The sequence below is a fragment of the Streptomyces sp. NPDC059534 genome (assembly GCF_042743475.1).
Lineage (GTDB): Bacteria > Actinomycetota > Actinomycetes > Streptomycetales > Streptomycetaceae > Streptomyces.
Map to the genome: position 1 here is coordinate 1 of NZ_JBHWAQ010000009.1, position 15,395 is coordinate 15,395.

General features: G+C 68.8%; 16 protein-coding genes. 4 read left to right on the forward strand and 12 right to left on the reverse strand.

Annotated elements, in window-relative coordinates:
* Positions 1 to 121 precede the first annotated feature (121 nt).
* The gene (locus ACFVZH_RS13430) at positions 122 to 694 is read left to right on the forward strand and encodes a cob(I)yrinic acid a,c-diamide adenosyltransferase (RefSeq protein ID WP_384896411.1); all 573 of its coding nucleotides are present in this window, start codon (positions 122 to 124) and stop codon (positions 692 to 694) included.
* Here ACFVZH_RS13430 and ACFVZH_RS13435 read toward each other — a convergent pair.
* On the reverse strand, positions 611 to 1,234 hold the full coding sequence (locus ACFVZH_RS13435; protein ID WP_384896413.1) for a hypothetical protein: 624 nt from the start codon (positions 1,232 to 1,234) through the stop codon (positions 611 to 613). The two genes, ACFVZH_RS13430 and ACFVZH_RS13435, sit on opposite strands and share 84 nt — an antisense overlap.
* 162 nt (positions 1,235 to 1,396) lie before the next feature.
* On the opposite strand from ACFVZH_RS13435, the gene ACFVZH_RS13440 reads away from it, so the two are divergent.
* From ACFVZH_RS13440 to ACFVZH_RS13450, 3 genes are all read left to right on the forward strand, one after another.
* Entirely contained in the window at positions 1,397 to 2,593 is a 1,197-nt protein-coding gene (locus ACFVZH_RS13440) for a sensor histidine kinase (protein WP_384896415.1), read from the forward strand.
* Positions 2,590 to 3,243, forward strand: coding sequence for a response regulator (locus ACFVZH_RS13445; RefSeq protein ID WP_384896417.1), 654 nt, complete (start codon positions 2,590 to 2,592; stop codon positions 3,241 to 3,243). Before ACFVZH_RS13440 ends, ACFVZH_RS13445 begins: the two co-directional genes overlap by 4 nt.
* Positions 3,244 to 3,366: 123 nt before the next feature.
* Positions 3,367 to 5,208, forward strand: coding sequence for a glycosyl hydrolase family 18 protein (locus ACFVZH_RS13450; protein ID WP_384896419.1), 1,842 nt, complete (start codon positions 3,367 to 3,369; stop codon positions 5,206 to 5,208).
* A gap of 201 nt (positions 5,209 to 5,409) precedes the next feature.
* On the opposite strand, the gene ACFVZH_RS13455 is transcribed toward ACFVZH_RS13450, so the two are convergent.
* The 11 genes from ACFVZH_RS13455 to ACFVZH_RS13505 all read right to left on the reverse strand — a co-directional run bounded on the left by ACFVZH_RS13455 (position 5,410) and on the right by ACFVZH_RS13505 (position 15,377).
* Complete coding sequence (locus ACFVZH_RS13455) at positions 5,410 to 5,856, reverse strand: DUF2550 domain-containing protein (RefSeq protein ID WP_384896421.1); 447 nt, start codon at positions 5,854 to 5,856, stop codon at positions 5,410 to 5,412.
* A gap of 144 nt (positions 5,857 to 6,000) precedes the next feature.
* Positions 6,001 to 6,375 carry a F0F1 ATP synthase subunit epsilon gene (locus ACFVZH_RS13460; protein WP_384896423.1) on the reverse strand — a complete coding sequence of 125 codons (375 nt, stop codon included), beginning with the start codon at positions 6,373 to 6,375 and terminating at the stop codon, positions 6,001 to 6,003.
* 112 nt (positions 6,376 to 6,487) lie between these two features.
* Entirely contained in the window at positions 6,488 to 7,930 is a 1,443-nt protein-coding gene (atpD, locus tag ACFVZH_RS13465) for a F0F1 ATP synthase subunit beta (RefSeq protein ID WP_384896425.1), read from the reverse strand.
* Positions 7,930 to 8,847, reverse strand: a complete 918-nt coding sequence (locus ACFVZH_RS13470) for a F0F1 ATP synthase subunit gamma (RefSeq protein ID WP_384896427.1) — start codon at positions 8,845 to 8,847, stop codon at positions 7,930 to 7,932. The genes atpD and ACFVZH_RS13470 overlap by 1 nt, the downstream gene beginning before the upstream one ends.
* 20 nt (positions 8,848 to 8,867) lie before the next feature.
* Positions 8,868 to 10,466: a F0F1 ATP synthase subunit alpha gene (gene atpA / locus ACFVZH_RS13475; protein ID WP_033206791.1), complete on the reverse strand. Its 1,599-nt coding sequence runs from the start codon at positions 10,464 to 10,466 to the stop codon at positions 8,868 to 8,870.
* Between the two features lie 140 nt (positions 10,467 to 10,606).
* Positions 10,607 to 11,422, reverse strand: coding sequence for a F0F1 ATP synthase subunit delta (locus ACFVZH_RS13480; protein WP_384896429.1), 816 nt, complete (start codon positions 11,420 to 11,422; stop codon positions 10,607 to 10,609).
* On the reverse strand, positions 11,419 to 11,964 hold the full coding sequence (locus ACFVZH_RS13485; RefSeq protein WP_384896430.1) for a F0F1 ATP synthase subunit B: 546 nt from the start codon (positions 11,962 to 11,964) through the stop codon (positions 11,419 to 11,421). Before ACFVZH_RS13485 ends, ACFVZH_RS13480 begins: the two co-directional genes overlap by 4 nt.
* 41 nt (positions 11,965 to 12,005) lie before the next feature.
* Positions 12,006 to 12,263 carry an ATP synthase F0 subunit C gene (gene atpE / locus ACFVZH_RS13490; protein ID WP_093874070.1) on the reverse strand — a complete coding sequence of 86 codons (258 nt, stop codon included), beginning with the start codon at positions 12,261 to 12,263 and terminating at the stop codon, positions 12,006 to 12,008.
* Positions 12,264 to 12,354: 91 nt separating this feature from the next.
* A complete protein-coding gene (gene atpB, locus ACFVZH_RS13495; protein WP_384896432.1) occupies positions 12,355 to 13,164 on the reverse strand; it encodes a F0F1 ATP synthase subunit A in 810 nt (269 codons plus the stop codon).
* A gap of 222 nt (positions 13,165 to 13,386) precedes the next feature.
* Positions 13,387 to 13,800 carry a hypothetical protein gene (locus tag ACFVZH_RS13500; protein WP_384896434.1) on the reverse strand — a complete coding sequence of 138 codons (414 nt, stop codon included), beginning with the start codon at positions 13,798 to 13,800 and terminating at the stop codon, positions 13,387 to 13,389.
* Positions 13,801 to 14,063: 263 nt separating this feature from the next.
* Positions 14,064 to 15,377 carry an MraY family glycosyltransferase gene (locus ACFVZH_RS13505; RefSeq protein ID WP_384896436.1) on the reverse strand — a complete coding sequence of 438 codons (1,314 nt, stop codon included), beginning with the start codon at positions 15,375 to 15,377 and terminating at the stop codon, positions 14,064 to 14,066.
* Positions 15,378 to 15,395 lie beyond the last annotated feature (18 nt).

The window sequence follows — 15,395 nt, forward strand, 5'->3', positions numbered from 1 at the left end:
CGCCCGGCGGCGCGGGGGGCCCGCCGGGGTGCCGGGCGGGCCCCCCTCGCCGTGACCGGGCTCGCCGTGACGGTCGGCACACGGGCGTTCCGGAGCGCCGGTGCCTCACTAGGCTGGTGCCATGGTCAATCTGACGCGCATCTACACCCGTACCGGCGACCAGGGCACGACGGCCCTCGGCGACATGAGCAGGACCGCCAAGACGGACCTGCGGATCTCGGCCTACGCCGACGCCAACGAGGCCAACGCCGCCATCGGCACGGCCGTCGCCCTCGGGCGGCTCGACGAGGAGGTCGTGAAGGTCCTCGTCCGCGTCCAGAACGACCTCTTCGACGTGGGCGCCGACCTCTGCACCCCGGTCGTGGAGGACCCGAAGTACCCGCCGCTGCGGGTCGAGCAGGGTTACGTCGACAAGCTGGAGGCCGACTGCGACCGCTTCCTGGAGGAGCTGGAGAAGCTGCGCTCCTTCATCCTGCCGGGCGGCACGCCCGGTGCGGCACTGCTGCACCAGGCGTGCACGGTGGTCCGGCGGGCGGAGCGCTCCACCTGGGCCGCCCTTGAGGTGCACGGCGAGACGATGAACGCCCTGACCGCCACCTACCTCAACCGGCTATCGGATCTGCTCTTCATCCTTGCCCGCACCGCGAACAAGGAGGTCGGGGACGTGCTCTGGGTCCCGGGCGGGGACCGCTGACGCACCCTCCGGCGCCTTCTTCGGCCAGATCGCGTAGCTGAGCGCGATCAGGCCGTGGATGCCGGCCGCCCGCCAGACGCCGAAGATCCAGCTCCGCAGCGACTCGGTGTTCCCGTCGTCGCCGACGTACAGGATCGCGAGGAGCAGCAGACCGGAGGCGACGGCCGCGGCGACGACCGAGCCGAGCCAGACCCGGCCCTCGTGGCGGGCGCGCGCCCTGCCGTACCGCGGGGGCCCGGCGGGCCGCGGGGCGCCGCCGAAGCGGTGGGCGGCGTGGCCGTCGAGCCACCGCACGGTCCGGTGGCCGTGTCCGACGGTGTAGCCGATGTAGACGGCGGCGAGGCCGTGCTTCCAGCTGGGATCGGCCCCGTTCTTGAGGTCGATCGCGGTCACGACGAGGAGCAGGACCTCCAGGAGCGGTTCGCACAGGAGGATGGCCATACCCGTCCGGGGCATCCTCAGGAGGTAGCGGGCGGCGAGTCCGGCGGCCAGCAGGACCCAGAAACCGACCTCGCAGACGACGATCAGCGTGACGATCACGACGGTTCCCCTTTCGGCTCCCCCTCAGCGTCCCCCGGCACCGGGCGAGGTTCGTCGTCGCCGGTGACGAGGTCCGTCTACATCCTTCGGCGGAGGGCGGCGGTGGTGCGGATCGGCCCCGGCGAGGAGGTCCCGGCACCCGGGGGCGTGTTGGATGAGTACGTGACGCTCCCCCGCCCGCACCGCACCGATCTGCTCATCGCCCTCGCGGGGCTCGCCTGCGGGCTGCTCCTGTGGTCGTTCGGTCTCTACACGACGGGCGACCGCGTCTTCGACCAGCGGTGGGCGCCGCTGATCCCGCTCGCGGTGATGTCCGCGATGGAGGCGGTGCGCCGGACGCTGCCGCTGACCGCGCTGAACGTCGGCACGGTCGCCCTCGTGGCGGACCAGTTCACCAACGGGAACCTGGTCACGGTCCTGATGTTCACGGACGTGGTCTACGCGGCCGTCGTGTACGGCACGCCCGCCTCCGCCCGCCGCCTCCCGTACACCACCGCGCTGATCACCATCGGTGTGACGGTCGGCTTCCTCGTCTGGTGGCAGAACGCGATCGCCCTCCTCATCGGGGTGATCACGGGCATGATCTCCTTCCTGCCCGCGCTGACCGGCGCCGTCGTCCGCAACCACCGGAACGCGGCGGACGCCGCCCGGCTGCGGGCCGAACAGACGGCGCTGCTGGCCGAGATGGACCGGGCGCAGGCGGTGGTGGCCGAGCGGGCCCGGATGGCGCGCGAGCTCCACGACATGGTGGCGAACCACCTCTCGGCCATCGCCATCCACTCCACGGCGGCCCTCTCGCTCGACAAGCCGGCCACCACCCGGCAGGCGCTGACCGTGATCCGGGAGAACAGCGTGGCGGGCCTGGCGGAGATGCGGCGGCTGATCGGGCTGCTGCGGGACAGCAGCGGGGACACGGAGCCGGCGGCCGCGCCCACGCTCGCCGGGGTGGACGCCCTGGTCGCCCAGGCCCGCGCCAACGGCGGGCCGAGCGGTCTGGCGTTCGCCCTGGTCGACGCCCGGGAGAGCGCGACCGCGCTGCCGGCGCCGGTGGAGCTGGCCGCGTACCGGATCGTGCAGGAGTCCCTGACGAACGCCCTCAAGCACGCGGCACCGGGCAAGGTCCGGGTGTCCCTCGCGCGTGAGCCGGCGGCGCTGACGGTCGAGGTGACGAGCCCGCGCGGGGAGCGCCCCGGTCCGACCGCGCCGGGTTCGGGGGCCGGACTGGTGGGGATGCGGGAGCGGGTGGCCCTGCTCGGCGGGGTCTTCGAGGCGGGTCCGGCGACGGACGACGAGGGAAGCGAACGATGGCGGGTACGGGCGGAACTGCCGGTGGCCGCGAGCGACGAGGAGCGGGTGTGACGGTACGGGTGGTGGTCGCCGAGGACCAGAGTGCGGTGCGGGCCGGACTGGTCCTCATCCTGGGCAGCGCCCCGGACATCGAGGTGGTCGGGGAGGCGGCCGACGGGGAGCGGGCGGTCGAGCTGGCGCGCGAGCTGCGGCCGGACCTGGTCCTGATGGATGTGCAGATGCCCCGGATGGACGGTGTGACGGCGACCGGGATCGTCGTCGCGGAGGGCCTGGCCGACGTCCTGGTGCTGACCACCTTCGACCTGGACGCGTACGTGTTCGGGGCGCTGCGGGCGGGGGCGGCCGGCTTTCTGCTGAAGAACGCGGACGCGCGCGAGCTGATCGAGGCGGTACGGACGGTGGCGCGCGGCGAGGGGACGATCGCCCCGGCGGTGACCCGGCGGCTCATCGCGGAGTTCGCGGCGACCGGGCGGCCGGCGCGGGCCGCGTCGGGTACGGACCCCGCCGTCCTCGACGTCCTGACGCCGCGGGAGCGGGAGGTGCTCTCGGCGCTGGGCGGCGGGCTGTCGAACGCGGAGATCGCGGTACGGCTGGACATGGCGGAGGCGACGGTGAAGACCCACGTCAGCAAGGTGCTCGGGAAGCTGGAGCTGCGGAGCAGGGTCCAAGCGGCCGTCCTAGCACAGGAGTTGGGGGTCTGACCGAAGAACGGCAACGTTGGTCTGGACCTCTTGACGATTGGTCCAGACCTTCCTACGCTCGCGGGGCGCGCGCATCTTCACGGACCACCCCCACCTTGTCCGTCCGCAACTTGAGGAGCACCGTTGAGCACTCAAGCACCGACGCGCAGATCAGGGTTCAGACGCCGGGCCGCCGCCGGTCTGACTGCCCTGATCCTGCCGCTGGCCGCCATGGTCGGCCTCGCCAGCCCCGCCGAAGCGGCCACCTCGGCCACCGCGACCTACACCAAGACCCAGGACTGGGGCACCGGCTTCGGCGCCAACTGGACCGTCAAGAACACCGGCACCACCACCATCAGCGCCTGGACCGTCGAGTGGGACTACCCCGCCGGCACCTCGGTCACCTCCGCCTGGGACGCCACCGTCACCAGCTCCGGCACCCACTGGACCGCCAAGAACGTCGGCTGGAACGGCACCCTCGCCCCCGGCGCCTCCGTCTCCTTCGGCTACAACGGCGCGGGCCCCGGCGCACCCACCGGCTGTAAGATCAACGGCGCCCAGTGCGACGGCAGCCAGCCCAGCGACATGCCGCCCTCGGCCCCCGGCACCCCGGTCGCCTCCGACATCACCGACACCTCGGTGAAGCTGACCTGGACCCCCGCCACCGACGACAAGGGCGTCAAGAACTACGACGTCCTGCGCGACGGCGCCAAGGTCACCAGCACCACCGGCCTCACCTACACCGACCAGGGCCTGACCGCCGGCACCGACTACAACTACACGGTCGTCGCCCACGACACCATCGACCAGATCGGCCCGGCCGCCGGCCCGACCCCGGTCCGCACCACCGGCGGCGGAGGCCCCCCGCCGCCCAACGTCGTGAAGATGGGCTACTTCACCAACTGGGGCGTCTACGGCCGCAACTACCACGTGAAGAACATCGTGACCTCGGGCTCCGCGTCCAAGATCACCCACATCAACTACGCCTTCGGCAACGTCCAGGGCGGCAAGTGCACCATCGGCGACGCCTACGCCGACTATGACAAGGCGTACACCGCCGACCAGTCCGTCGACGGCGTCGCCGACACCTGGGACCAGCCGCTGCGCGGCAACTTCAACCAGCTCCGCAAGCTGAAGAAGGCGTACCCGAACATCAAGATCCTGTGGTCCTTCGGCGGCTGGACCTGGTCCGGCGGCTTCGGCCAGGCCGTTCAGAACCCGACCGCCTTCGCGCAGTCCTGCTACGACCTCATCGAGGACCCGCGCTGGGCCGACGTCTTCGACGGCATCGACCTGGACTGGGAGTACCCCAACGCCTGCGGTCTCTCCTGCGACACCAGCGGCGCCGCGTCCTTCAAGAACATGATGCAGGCCATGCGCGCCAAGTTCGGCCCGAACTACCTGGTCACCGCGGCCGTCACGGCCGACGCCTCCACCGGCGGCAAGATCGACGCCGCCGACTACGCGGGCGCCGCGCAGTACATGAACTGGTTCAACGTCATGACGTACGACTTCTTCGGCGCCTGGGCGGCGCAGGGCCCGACGGCCCCGCACTCCCCGCTCACCGCCTACGCCGGCATCCCCCAGGCGGGCTTCAACTCCGCCGAGGCGATCGCCAAGTTCAAGGCGAAGGGCGTCCCCGCGAACAAGCTGCTGCTCGGCATCGGCTTCTACGGCCGCGGCTGGACCGGCGTCACCCAGGCCGCCCCCGGCGGCACGGCGACCGGCCCCGCGCCGGGCACGTACGAGCAGGGCATCGAGGACTACAAGGTCCTCAAGAACACCTGCCCGGCCACCGGCACCATCGCGGGCACGGCGTACGCCAAGTGCGGCAGCAACTGGTGGAGCTACGACACCCCCGCCACCGTGAACTCGAAGATGAGCTGGGCCAAGAACCAGGGCCTCGGCGGAGCCTTCTTCTGGGAGTTCAGCGGTGACACCACCAACGGCGAACTCGTCGGCGCCCTCCACACCGGCCTGAACTAGCACCCGCCGGGAAACGACGAAGCGGGGGACGGTGCAGCACACCGTCCCCCGCTTCAGCCTTACAAAGAAAACTACGCCACATTCACCCTCCCCCAGACTTCGTCCGGGGGGACCCCCATCCAACGGGCAGGGAAAACTACGCCACATTCACCCTCCCCCAGACTTCGTCCGGGGGGACCCCCATCCAACGGGCAGGGAAAACTACGCCACATTCACCCGTTGGCCGGGAGGCGCCGCCTCCAGCCAGGCCATGAAACCGGTCCGCGCGTCCTCGCTCATCGCGAGCTCCAGACGCACCCCCTCGTACATACAGGGCTGGATCACCGCGTCGGAGAGCAGCGCGAGCTCCTCCTCGCCCTCCGGCGTCCGGCGCTCCAGGGCCACGATGGACGAACGCTCCAGGACCCGGCGCGGGCGGGGAGAGTACGAGAAGACACGGAACCAGGCGATCTCGTCGCCGCTGTAGCGGGCGACGCCGTACACCCAGCCCTTGCCGGTCGGATCCGGCTCGTCGGGCACGTCCCAGCGCAGCGAACAGTCGAAGGTGCCGCCGGCACGCTGGATCAGTCTCCGGCGCAAGCCGAAGACGAAGAGCCCGATCACCACCAGTGCGACGACCAGGCCGCACAGGAGCAGAGCGAGGAACATCTTCACCGACCTCCTCGCTGCGTCCGTAGCCGGCACGGCCGGCAGAACCGAATACAACCTGCATATGCATCGCCTCAGCCGCGGCACGGTCTGGAAAATTCCAGCCGTGCCGCGGCTGAGGGCACTACTAGTCGGTGCGGACCGTCAGCGGACCGACACCGCGCGCAGCCGGACCTCGGCGCGACGCTCGGCGGCGCCGTCCTCGTCCGTCTTCGCCCGCTCCAGCGCGCGCTCGGCGCGCTGGGCGTCGATCTCGTCCGCCAGCTCGCAGATCTCCGCGAGCAGAGACAGCTTGTCGTCGGCGAACGAGATGAATCCACCGTGGACGGCGGCGACGACGGTCGCGCCCTCACTGGTACGGATGGTCACCGGGCCCGACTCCAGCACACCGAGCAGCGGCTGGTGGCCGGGCATGACGCCGATGTCGCCGGAGGTGGTACGCGCGATGACCAGGGTGGCCTCGCCGGACCAGACACTCCGGTCCGCGGCGACCAGCTCGACGTGCAGCTCAGCAGCCAAGGGTGGCTCCTCGGGTCACCACCCGGCGGTCGTGCCGGGTGTTGGGGTCAATTCTACGGGGCGTGGTGAGGGGGGCGGGACGGATCCCACCCCCCTCGGGTGAGCACGGGGCTCAGGAGACGCCGAGCTCCTTGGCGTTGTTCTTGAGGTCCTCAAGGCCACCGCACATGAAGAACGCCTGCTCGGGGAAGTGGTCGTACTCACCGTCGCAGATCGCGTTGAACGCGGCGATCGACTCGTCGAGCGGAACGTCCGAACCGTCCACACCGGTGAACTGCTTCGCCGCGTGGGTGTTCTGGGACAGGAAGCGCTCGACACGGCGGGCGCGGTGGACAACGAGCTTGTCCTCCTCGCTCAGCTCGTCGATACCGAGGATCGCGATGATGTCCTGGAGGTCCTTGTACTTCTGCAGGATTCCCTTGACGCGCGTGGCGGCGTCGTAGTGGTCCTGCGCGATGTAGCGCGGGTCCAGGATCCGGGACGTGGAGTCCAGCGGGTCCACGGCCGGGTAGATGCCCTTCTCGGAGATCGGACGGGAGAGAACCGTCGTCGCGTCGAGGTGGGCGAAGGTGGTGGCCGGGGCCGGGTCGGTCAGGTCGTCCGCGGGGACGTAGATCGCCTGCATCGAGGTGATCGAGTGACCACGGGTCGACGTGATGCGCTCCTGGAGGAGACCCATCTCGTCGGCCAGGTTCGGCTGGTAACCCACCGCGGAGGGCATGCGGCCGAGCAGCGTGGAGACCTCGGAACCGGCCTGGGTGAAGCGGAAGATGTTGTCGATGAAGAACAGCACGTCCTGCTTCTGCACATCGCGGAAGTACTCCGCCATGGTCAGACCGGCGAGGGCCACGCGCAGACGGGTGCCCGGGGGCTCGTCCATCTGGCCGAAGACCAGCGCGGTCTTGTCGAGAACGCCGGCCTCCTCCATCTCGACCATGAGGTCGTTGCCCTCACGGGTGCGCTCGCCGACGCCCGCGAAGACGGAGACACCGTCGTGCAGCTTGGCCACACGGACGATCATTTCCTGGATCAGAACGGTCTTGCCGACACCGGCACCACCGAACAGACCGATCTTTCCACCCTTGACGTACGGGGTGAGAAGGTCGACGACCTTCAGGCCGGTCTCGAACATCTCGGTCTTGGACTCGAGCTGGTCGAAGGCCGGGGCCTTGCGGTGGATCGTCCAGCGCGGCGCGTCGGCCACGGTCGACTCGTCGGCGTTCAGCACCTGGCCCAGCGTGTTGAACACGCGGCCCTTGGTGGAGTCACCGACGGGGACGGTGATGCCCGTGCCCGTGTCGGTCACCGGGGCCTGGCGGACCAGACCGTCGGTGGGCTGCATGGAGATGGCGCGGACGACGCCGTCACCGAGGTGCTGGGCGACCTCGAGGGTCAGCGTCTTGGTCGCGCCCTCCTCGGTCGGGTCCATGACCTCGACGTGCAGCGCGTTGTAGATCGCCGGCATCGCGTCGACGGGGAACTCCACGTCGACGACCGGGCCGATGACCCGGGCGACGCGGCCCGTGGCGGCGGCCGTCTCAACAGTGGTCGTCATTACTTGTCACTCCCCGCGGTCGCGTCGGCCAGGGCTGCGGTGCCACCGACGATCTCGCTGATTTCCTGGGTGATTTCGGCCTGGCGGGCCGCGTTGGCAAGTCGGGAGAGATTGTTGATCAAGTCTCCCGCGTTGTCGGTAGCCGACTTCATCGCGCGGCGCGTGGCGGCGTGCTTGGAGGCAGCCGACTGGAGCAGCGCGTTGTAGATCCGGCTCTCGACGTACCGGGGCAGCAGGGCGTCGAGGACGTCCTCCGCCGACGGCTCGAAGTCGTACAGCGGACGGAGCGTGTCCGTGTCGCCGGCCTCCTTCGCCACCTCGTCGAGGCTGAGGGGCAGCAGCCGGGCCTCGACCGCCGTCTGCGTCATCATCGAGATGAACTCGGTGTAGACGATGTGGAGCTCGTCCACGCCGCCCTCCGCCGTGTCCTTCTCGATCGCCTCGATCAGCGGTGCCGCGATCGTCTTGGCGTCGCCGTACGACGGCTGGTCCGTGAACCCGGTCCACGTACCGGCCAGCTTCCGCTCACGGAAGTTGTAGTGCGCGATACCACGACGGCCGACGACGTAGACGGTGACCTCGCGGCCCTCGCCTTCCAGCTTCGCCGTCAGCTTTTCCGCCGCCTTGATGGCGTTGGAGTTGAAGGCACCGGCCAGACCGCGGTCGCTCGAGAGGAGCAGGACTGCGGCGCGAACCGGGTTCTCCGCCTCGGTGGTCAGCGGGTGCTTGTCATTGGCACCGGTGGCCACCGCCGTGACCGCGCGCGTCAGCTCGGTCGCGTACGGGGTCGACGCCTGCACCTTGCGCTGCGCCTTGACGACACGCGAGGCGGCGATCATCTCCATCGCCTTGGTGATCTTCTTCGTCGCGGTGACGGATTTGATGCGACGCTTGTAGACCCGGAGCTGCGCTCCCATGAGTCAGGTCCCTTCCGTCGTCACTTCGAGACGTTGACGGCGGCAGGAGCGTCCTCGCCCAGCAGCTTGCCGTCAGAGGTCTCGAACTGCTTCTTGAACTCCGCGATGGCGTCACCGACGGACTGCAGGGTGTCGTCGGACATCTTGCCGCCCTCACGGATGGAGGTCATGAGACCCGAGTGGTTCTGGCGCAGGTACGCCAGGAGCTCGGCCTCGAAGCGACGGATGTCGGCGACCGGGACGTCGTCCATCTTGCCGGTGGTGCCGGCCCAGACGGAGACGACCTGGTTCTCGGTGGGCATCGGCTGGTACTGAGCCTGCTTGAGCAGCTCGACCATGCGCTGTCCACGCTCCAGCTGCGCCTTCGAGGCCGCGTCCAGGTCGGAACCGAAGGCGGCGAACGCCTCCAGCTCACGGAACTGGGCGAGGTCGACACGGAGGCGACCGGAGATCTGCTTCATCGCCTTGTGCTGGGCGGAGCCACCGACACGCGAGACCGAGATACCGACGTTCAGGGCCGGACGCTGGCCGGCGTTGAACAGGTCGGACTCCAGGAAGCACTGGCCGTCGGTGATGGAGATGACGTTGGTCGGGATGAACGCCGACACGTCGTTCGCCTTGGTCTCGACGATGGGCAGACCCGTCATCGAACCGGCACCGAGCTCGTCCGAGAGCTTCGCGCAGCGCTCGAGGAGACGCGAGTGCAGGTAGAAGACGTCACCCGGGTACGCCTCACGGCCCGGCGGGCGGCGCAGCAGCAGCGACACGGCGCGGTAGGCGTCGGCCTGCTTCGACAGGTCGTCGAAGACGATCAGGACGTGCTTGCCCTGGTACATCCAGTGCTGGCCGATGGCGGAACCGGTGTACGGCGCCAGGTACTTGAAGCCGGCCGGGTCGGACGCCGGGGCGGCGACGATCGTCGTGTACTCGAGCGCACCGGCCTCTTCCAGGGCGCCGCGAACGGACGCGATGGTCGAGCCCTTCTGGCCGACGGCGACGTAGATGCAGCGAACCTGCTTGTTCACGTCGCCCGAGCGCCAGTTGTCGCGCTGGTTGATGATCGTGTCGATGCACAGCGCGGTCTTGCCGGTCTGGCGGTCGCCGATGATCAGCTGACGCTGGCCGCGGCCGACCGGCGTCATGGCGTCGACGGCCTTGTAGCCGGTCTCCATCGGCTCGTGCACCGACTTACGGGCCATAACGCCCGGGGCCTGCAGCTCGAGGGCGCGGCGGCCCTCGGTCGCGATCTCGCCGAGACCGTCGATCGGGTTGCCGAGCGGGTCGACGACGCGACCCAGGTATCCCTCACCGACACCGACGGAGAGGACCTCGCCGGTGCGCTGCACCGACTGTCCCTCCTCGATACCGCTGAACTCGCCGAGGACGATCGCACCGATCTCGCGCTCTTCGAGGTTCAGCGCGAGACCGAGGGTCCCGTCCTCGAACTTCAGCAGCTCGTTCGCCATGGCCGAGGGAAGACCCTCGACCTTCGCGATACCGTCACCGGCCAGGCTGACCGTGCCGACCTCCTCGCGCGAGGCCGCGTCCGGCTGGTACGACTGGACAAAGTTCTCCAGTGCGTCCCGGATCTCCTCCGGCCGGATCGTGAGCTCCGCCATCTGGGTTCCCTGCTCTCCTTGTTGGGCCCGAAGTTTCTTAAGGGGTCTGGGGGCCGACCCCCAGGAATCTTCTGCAATCTCTGCACGGCCCAACCGGGCCGCTGGTGATGCTGTGTTGCTGTGTGCTGCGGTGGCTGCCGTCAGCCGGCCAGTCGACGAGTCGCCTCGTCGAGGCGCTCGGCGATGGAGCCGTTGATGACCTCGTCACCGACCTGCACGGTGATCCCGCCGAGGACCGCCGGGTCCACGTCCAGGTTCAGGTGCATCGGGCGGCCGTACAGCTTGGCCAGAACGGCACCGAGGCGCTGCTTCTGCTGGTCGGACAGCGGCACCGCCGAGGTGACGACCGCGACCATCCGGTCCCGGCGCGCCGCGGCGAGCTTGGACAGGGACTCGAGTCCCGCTTCCAGGCTACGTCCCCGGGGCTGGGTCACCAGACGGACGACCAGACGCTCGGTGGCCGCGTGGGCCTTGCCGCCGAGCAGGCTGCGGAGCAGCTCGCCCTTGGCGGTGGCCGTGGCGGACTTGTCCGTCAGCGCCGAGCGGAGCTCGTTGCTGGAGGACACGATCCGGCCGAACCGGAACAGCTCGTCCTCGACGTCGTCCAGCGCGCCCGCCTTCTGCGCCGCGGTGAGGTCGGCGATGTTCGCCAGTTCCTCGGCCGCGTCGACCAGGTCACGCGAGCGCGACCAGCGGGAACGCACCATGCCCGAGACCAGGTCGACGGTCTCGCCGCCGACCTGACCGCTCAGGAGTCGCTGCGCGAGCTCGGCCTTGGCCTCACCCGACTGTGCGGGGTCGGTCAGGACCCGGCGCAGCGACACCTCGCGGTCGAGCAGCACGGTGACGGAGGCCAGCTCGTCCGCGAGCTTCGCCGCGTCGACCGACGTGTTGTCGGTCAGCGCGTCGAGGGACTCACGGGCGGCAGCCAGTGCCTCACGGCTCGCTCCGTTCATCGGACCGCCTCGGCCTTCTCCTCGAGCTCGTCGAGGAAGCGGTCGATCGTGCGGCTCTGGCGGGCGATGTCCTCAAGGGACTCGCCGACCAGCTTGCCGGCCAGGTCGGTGGCGAGCTTGCCCACGTCCTGGCGCAGCGAGGCGGATGCAGCCTTGCGGTCGGCCTCGATCTGCGTGTGGCCGGCCGCGATGATCTCCTCGCGCTGGCGCTGGCCCTCCGCCTTCATCTCCTGGATGATCGCGGTGCCCTGCTCCGTCGCCTCCTGGCGAAGACGCGCGGCCTCGTGGCGGGCCTCGGCGAGCTGGGCCTTGTACTGCTCCAGCACACTCTGAGCCTCGATCTGGGCCGACTCGGCCTTCTCGATGCCACCCTCGATGGCCTCGCGACGCTGCTCCAGAACCTTGTTGATGTTCGGGAGGAGCTTCTTGGCGAGGAAGCCGAAGACGATGACGAAGGCGATCAGGCCGATGACGAGCTCGTCGAGATGCGGGATGAGAGGAGGCTGAGGCTCCTCCGCTGCCGCAAGAAGCAGAGCGTTCACATCAGTGCCTTCCGTAAAAAGAATCGGGCAGTCGGTCCGGCTTACTGGTAGACGAAGCCCATGACGATGCCGATGAGGGCGAGCGCCTCACAGAAGGCGAAGCCCATGATCTGGTTGGTGCGGATCAGACCGGCGGCCTCGGGCTGGCGGGCGAGGGCCTGCGTACCGTTACCGAAGATGATGCCGACGCCGACGCCGGGGCCGATCGCGGCGAGGCCGTAACCGATCGAGGCGACGTTGCCGACGACGTTTTCCTTGGCGCCGGCGGCGAGGTTGACCATGTCGAGAGCAGCGGACATGCCGTTACTTCCTTCTCTTTCAATGACCCGGTGGGGGTTGGCCACCGGACGACTGATGGTTTCGGGGGTGGAGCTACGGGGCCTTGACGGCTCAGTGGTGCTCGGAGAGCGCGCCCTGGACGTAGCTGCAGGCCAGGAGGACGAAGACGTACGCCTGGACGGCCTGGATGAAGAGCTCGAAGGCGGTCATCACGAGGACCATCACGAAGGACGCGCCGGCGTAGACGAAGCCGATGCCGTTCATGAGGTACCAGGTGGCCAGCGAGAACATCACGATCAGCAGGTGACCGGCGAACATGTTCGCGAACAGTCGCACCGCGTGCGTGAAGGGCCGGATCAGGAGGTTCGAGAAGAACTCGAGGACGACGACCATCGGGAGGATCGCACCGAGGGACTTGTCGTAACCGACGATGTTCTTCCAGCCGCCCACGAAGCCGTGCTTCTTGAAGGTGAGCGAGATCCACATGACGTACACGATCAGCGCGAGACCGGCCGGGAAGGCGATCAGCGAGGTGACCGGGAACTGGGCGAGCGGAATGATCGACCAGAGGTTCATGATCCAGACGAAGAAGAACAGCGACACCATGAAGGGGACGTACTTCTCGCCGTCCTTCTTGCCGATGATCTCGTAGACGATGCCGCGGCGCACGAAGTCGTAACCGGCTTCGCCGACCATCTGCATCTTGCCGGGGATCAGCTTGGGCTTGTTGAAGGCGGCCCAGAAGAACCCGACGACCACGATGGAGCCGAGGAGGGCGAGCAGCATCGGCTTGGTGATGTCGATGCCGGCCACCGTGGCGATGGGCTCGTACATGAACGTGTGCAGGCCCGGCGCCGGGAAGCCACATCCAGTGAAGATGTGGCAATCCGGGTCGAAGGCAAGCGTCTGGTCAGCACTCACCGCGGGCTCCTTCAGCGTGGCGCATAGGTACGGCAACCTCGTTGTGTCGGCGCGGCACGCAGCCGCGGGTCGGCACTGGACTGGTCTTACGGATAAGGGGGCGGCGGTTCGGCATCGAGCCTCGCGCTGGGACAGGCGTCTCGGATGCCCGCGCCCGCAGTGCCGCAGTTGGCACCGGACGATAGCAGGAAGCCGACGGCGGCTTTATCCCGGCCCTACCCTTCACGACTTCGGCCCCGTGTTTCCGGGGTCGATGTACGTGATCTTGGCCTTCATGTACGCCCGAGCCTGTGCGGCGACCCACACCACGGTCGTCGCGAGCAGCGTGAAGGCGAACGCCTTGAAGTCGAACAGCGTCGTGTTCTTGAGCAAGGCGAGGAAGATGAAGAGCACCAGCAACTGGGCCGTGTAGAGCATGAGCCCCATGGCCTGGAAGAGGTGCGGAAGCGACTTCGCCGTCCGCTGGAGCACCAGTTGCCCGATACCCATGAAGAGGATGACCACCAGGGTGCCGACAACGGCTCCGAGCGCACCCTTGCCACCGGCGACCACGCCACTGATGACCGTGGCGAGTGCGCCGACGGCAGCGGTGGGAACGGCGGTGTGCAGCAGGATGCGTGCGTCGTTGGACGGCATGGCGGTGTCTCCGCTTAATGGCAGGGGGCGATGGTGTCGTCATGGACGAGCGTAGGCCCGGTCCGAGGTGGGTCTCGGGGCCAACAGACCGTCGCACTACGGTCTTTCGGCACTGTCGCCGGGTCTCGTGAACGGTATCACAAACTATTTGAATAGGTCTTTACCCATAAGGTGTGCCAACCGTCACACATGAGAGCTACTCCGCGCGTGTGTGCACGACACGGAGTCACCCTGTCTGGTAATGGCCGCGAATGCGGCTTTCGTCAACTTGGCGTTCCGGCCTTCCGCCGGTCGGGGAAGCGCGCGCGGTTGCCGATGGCGGTGGCGCCGTTGATGCCGGCGGGCACCGGAACGCGCTCCTCCTCGACCACCGGGACCTCCGCGACGGGCTCCGGCACCGAAACCCGCTTGCGCCGGCGGTAGCGGGGCGGCACGACGGACTCGGCCCAGCGGGGCGCCCGCGGCGTGAACCGCGGCAGCAGGAGCAGCACCAGGCCGATGGCGCTCAGCGCGACGACGCCGAGGACGATCCACATCGACGTCGAGTGCACCGAGTACGCCAGCGTCCCGAAGGCGATCAGCGCCGACCAGAAGTACATGATCAGCACCGCGCGGCTGTGCGAGTGGCCGATCTCCAGGAGCCGGTGGTGCAGGTGCCCGCGGTCGGCCGCGAACGGCGACTGGCCCTTCCACGTACGGCGGACGATCGCGAGGACCAGGTCCGCCATCGGGATCGCGATGATCGTCAGCGGCAGCACGAGCGGGATGAAGACGGGCAGGGCCGCGTGGGTGGCCTGCCGGGTCGAGCCCTCGAAGATCTTCAGCGCGTCCGGGTCGACCTGGCCGGTGATCGAGATGGCCGAGGCCGCCAGGATCAGGCCGATCAGCATCGAGCCGGAGTCGCCCATGAAGATCCGCGCCGGGTGCATGTTGTGCGGCAGGAAGCCCAGGCACATGCCCATGAGGATCGCGGTGAAGAGCGTCGCGGGTGCCGCCGCCTCGATCGTGTAGCCGTACCAGAGGCGGTAGGCGTACAGGAAGAAGGCCGCGGCGGCGATGCAGACCATGCCGGCGGCGAGACCGTCGAGGCCGTCGACGAAGTTCACCGCGTTGATGGTCAGGACGACCAGGGCGACCGTGAGGAGCGTGCCCTGCCACGGGGTCAGGGAGACCACGCCGACGCCCGGGATCGGCAGCCACAGGATCGTCAGACCCTGGACGACCATCACGCCCGCGGAGATCATCTGCGCGCCGAGCTTGATCAGCGCGTCCAGTTCGAACTTGTCGTCCAGGACGCCGATCAGCCAGATCAGCGCGGCGCCGGAGAGCAGCGCGCGCGGCTCGTTCGACAGCTCGAAGACGCTGCTCAGGTTCTGCAGGTGGTCGGCGACGAGGAGTCCCGCGCACAGCCCGAAGAACATGGCGATGCCACCGAGCCGCGGAGTCGGTTCTCGGTGTACGTCGCGGGCGCGGATCTCCGGCATCGCCCCGGTCGCGATGGCGAACTTGCGCACCGGACCGGTGAGCAGGTAGGTCACCGCGGCCGTGACACAGAGCGTCAGCAGGTAATCACGCACGGGCTGCCCCACAGGAAT

Coding starts and splice junctions, on each gene's coding strand:
- ACFVZH_RS13430 (WP_384896411.1), top strand. CDS start 122: ATGGTCAATCTGACGCGCATCTACACCCGTACCGGCGACCAGGGCACG.
- ACFVZH_RS13455 (WP_384896421.1), bottom strand. CDS start 5,856: ATGTTCCTCGCTCTGCTCCTGTGCGGCCTGGTCGTCGCACTGGTGGTG.
- atpD (WP_384896425.1), bottom strand. CDS start 7,930: ATGACGACCACTGTTGAGACGGCCGCCGCCACGGGCCGCGTCGCCCGG.
- ACFVZH_RS13470 (WP_384896427.1), bottom strand. CDS start 8,847: ATGGGAGCGCAGCTCCGGGTCTACAAGCGTCGCATCAAATCCGTCACC.
- atpA (WP_033206791.1), bottom strand. CDS start 10,466: ATGGCGGAGCTCACGATCCGGCCGGAGGAGATCCGGGACGCACTGGAG.
- ACFVZH_RS13480 (WP_384896429.1), bottom strand. CDS start 11,422: ATGAACGGAGCGAGCCGTGAGGCACTGGCTGCCGCCCGTGAGTCCCTC.
- atpE (WP_093874070.1), bottom strand. CDS start 12,263: ATGTCCGCTGCTCTCGACATGGTCAACCTCGCCGCCGGCGCCAAGGAA.
- ACFVZH_RS13500 (WP_384896434.1), bottom strand. CDS start 13,800: ATGCCGTCCAACGACGCACGCATCCTGCTGCACACCGCCGTTCCCACC.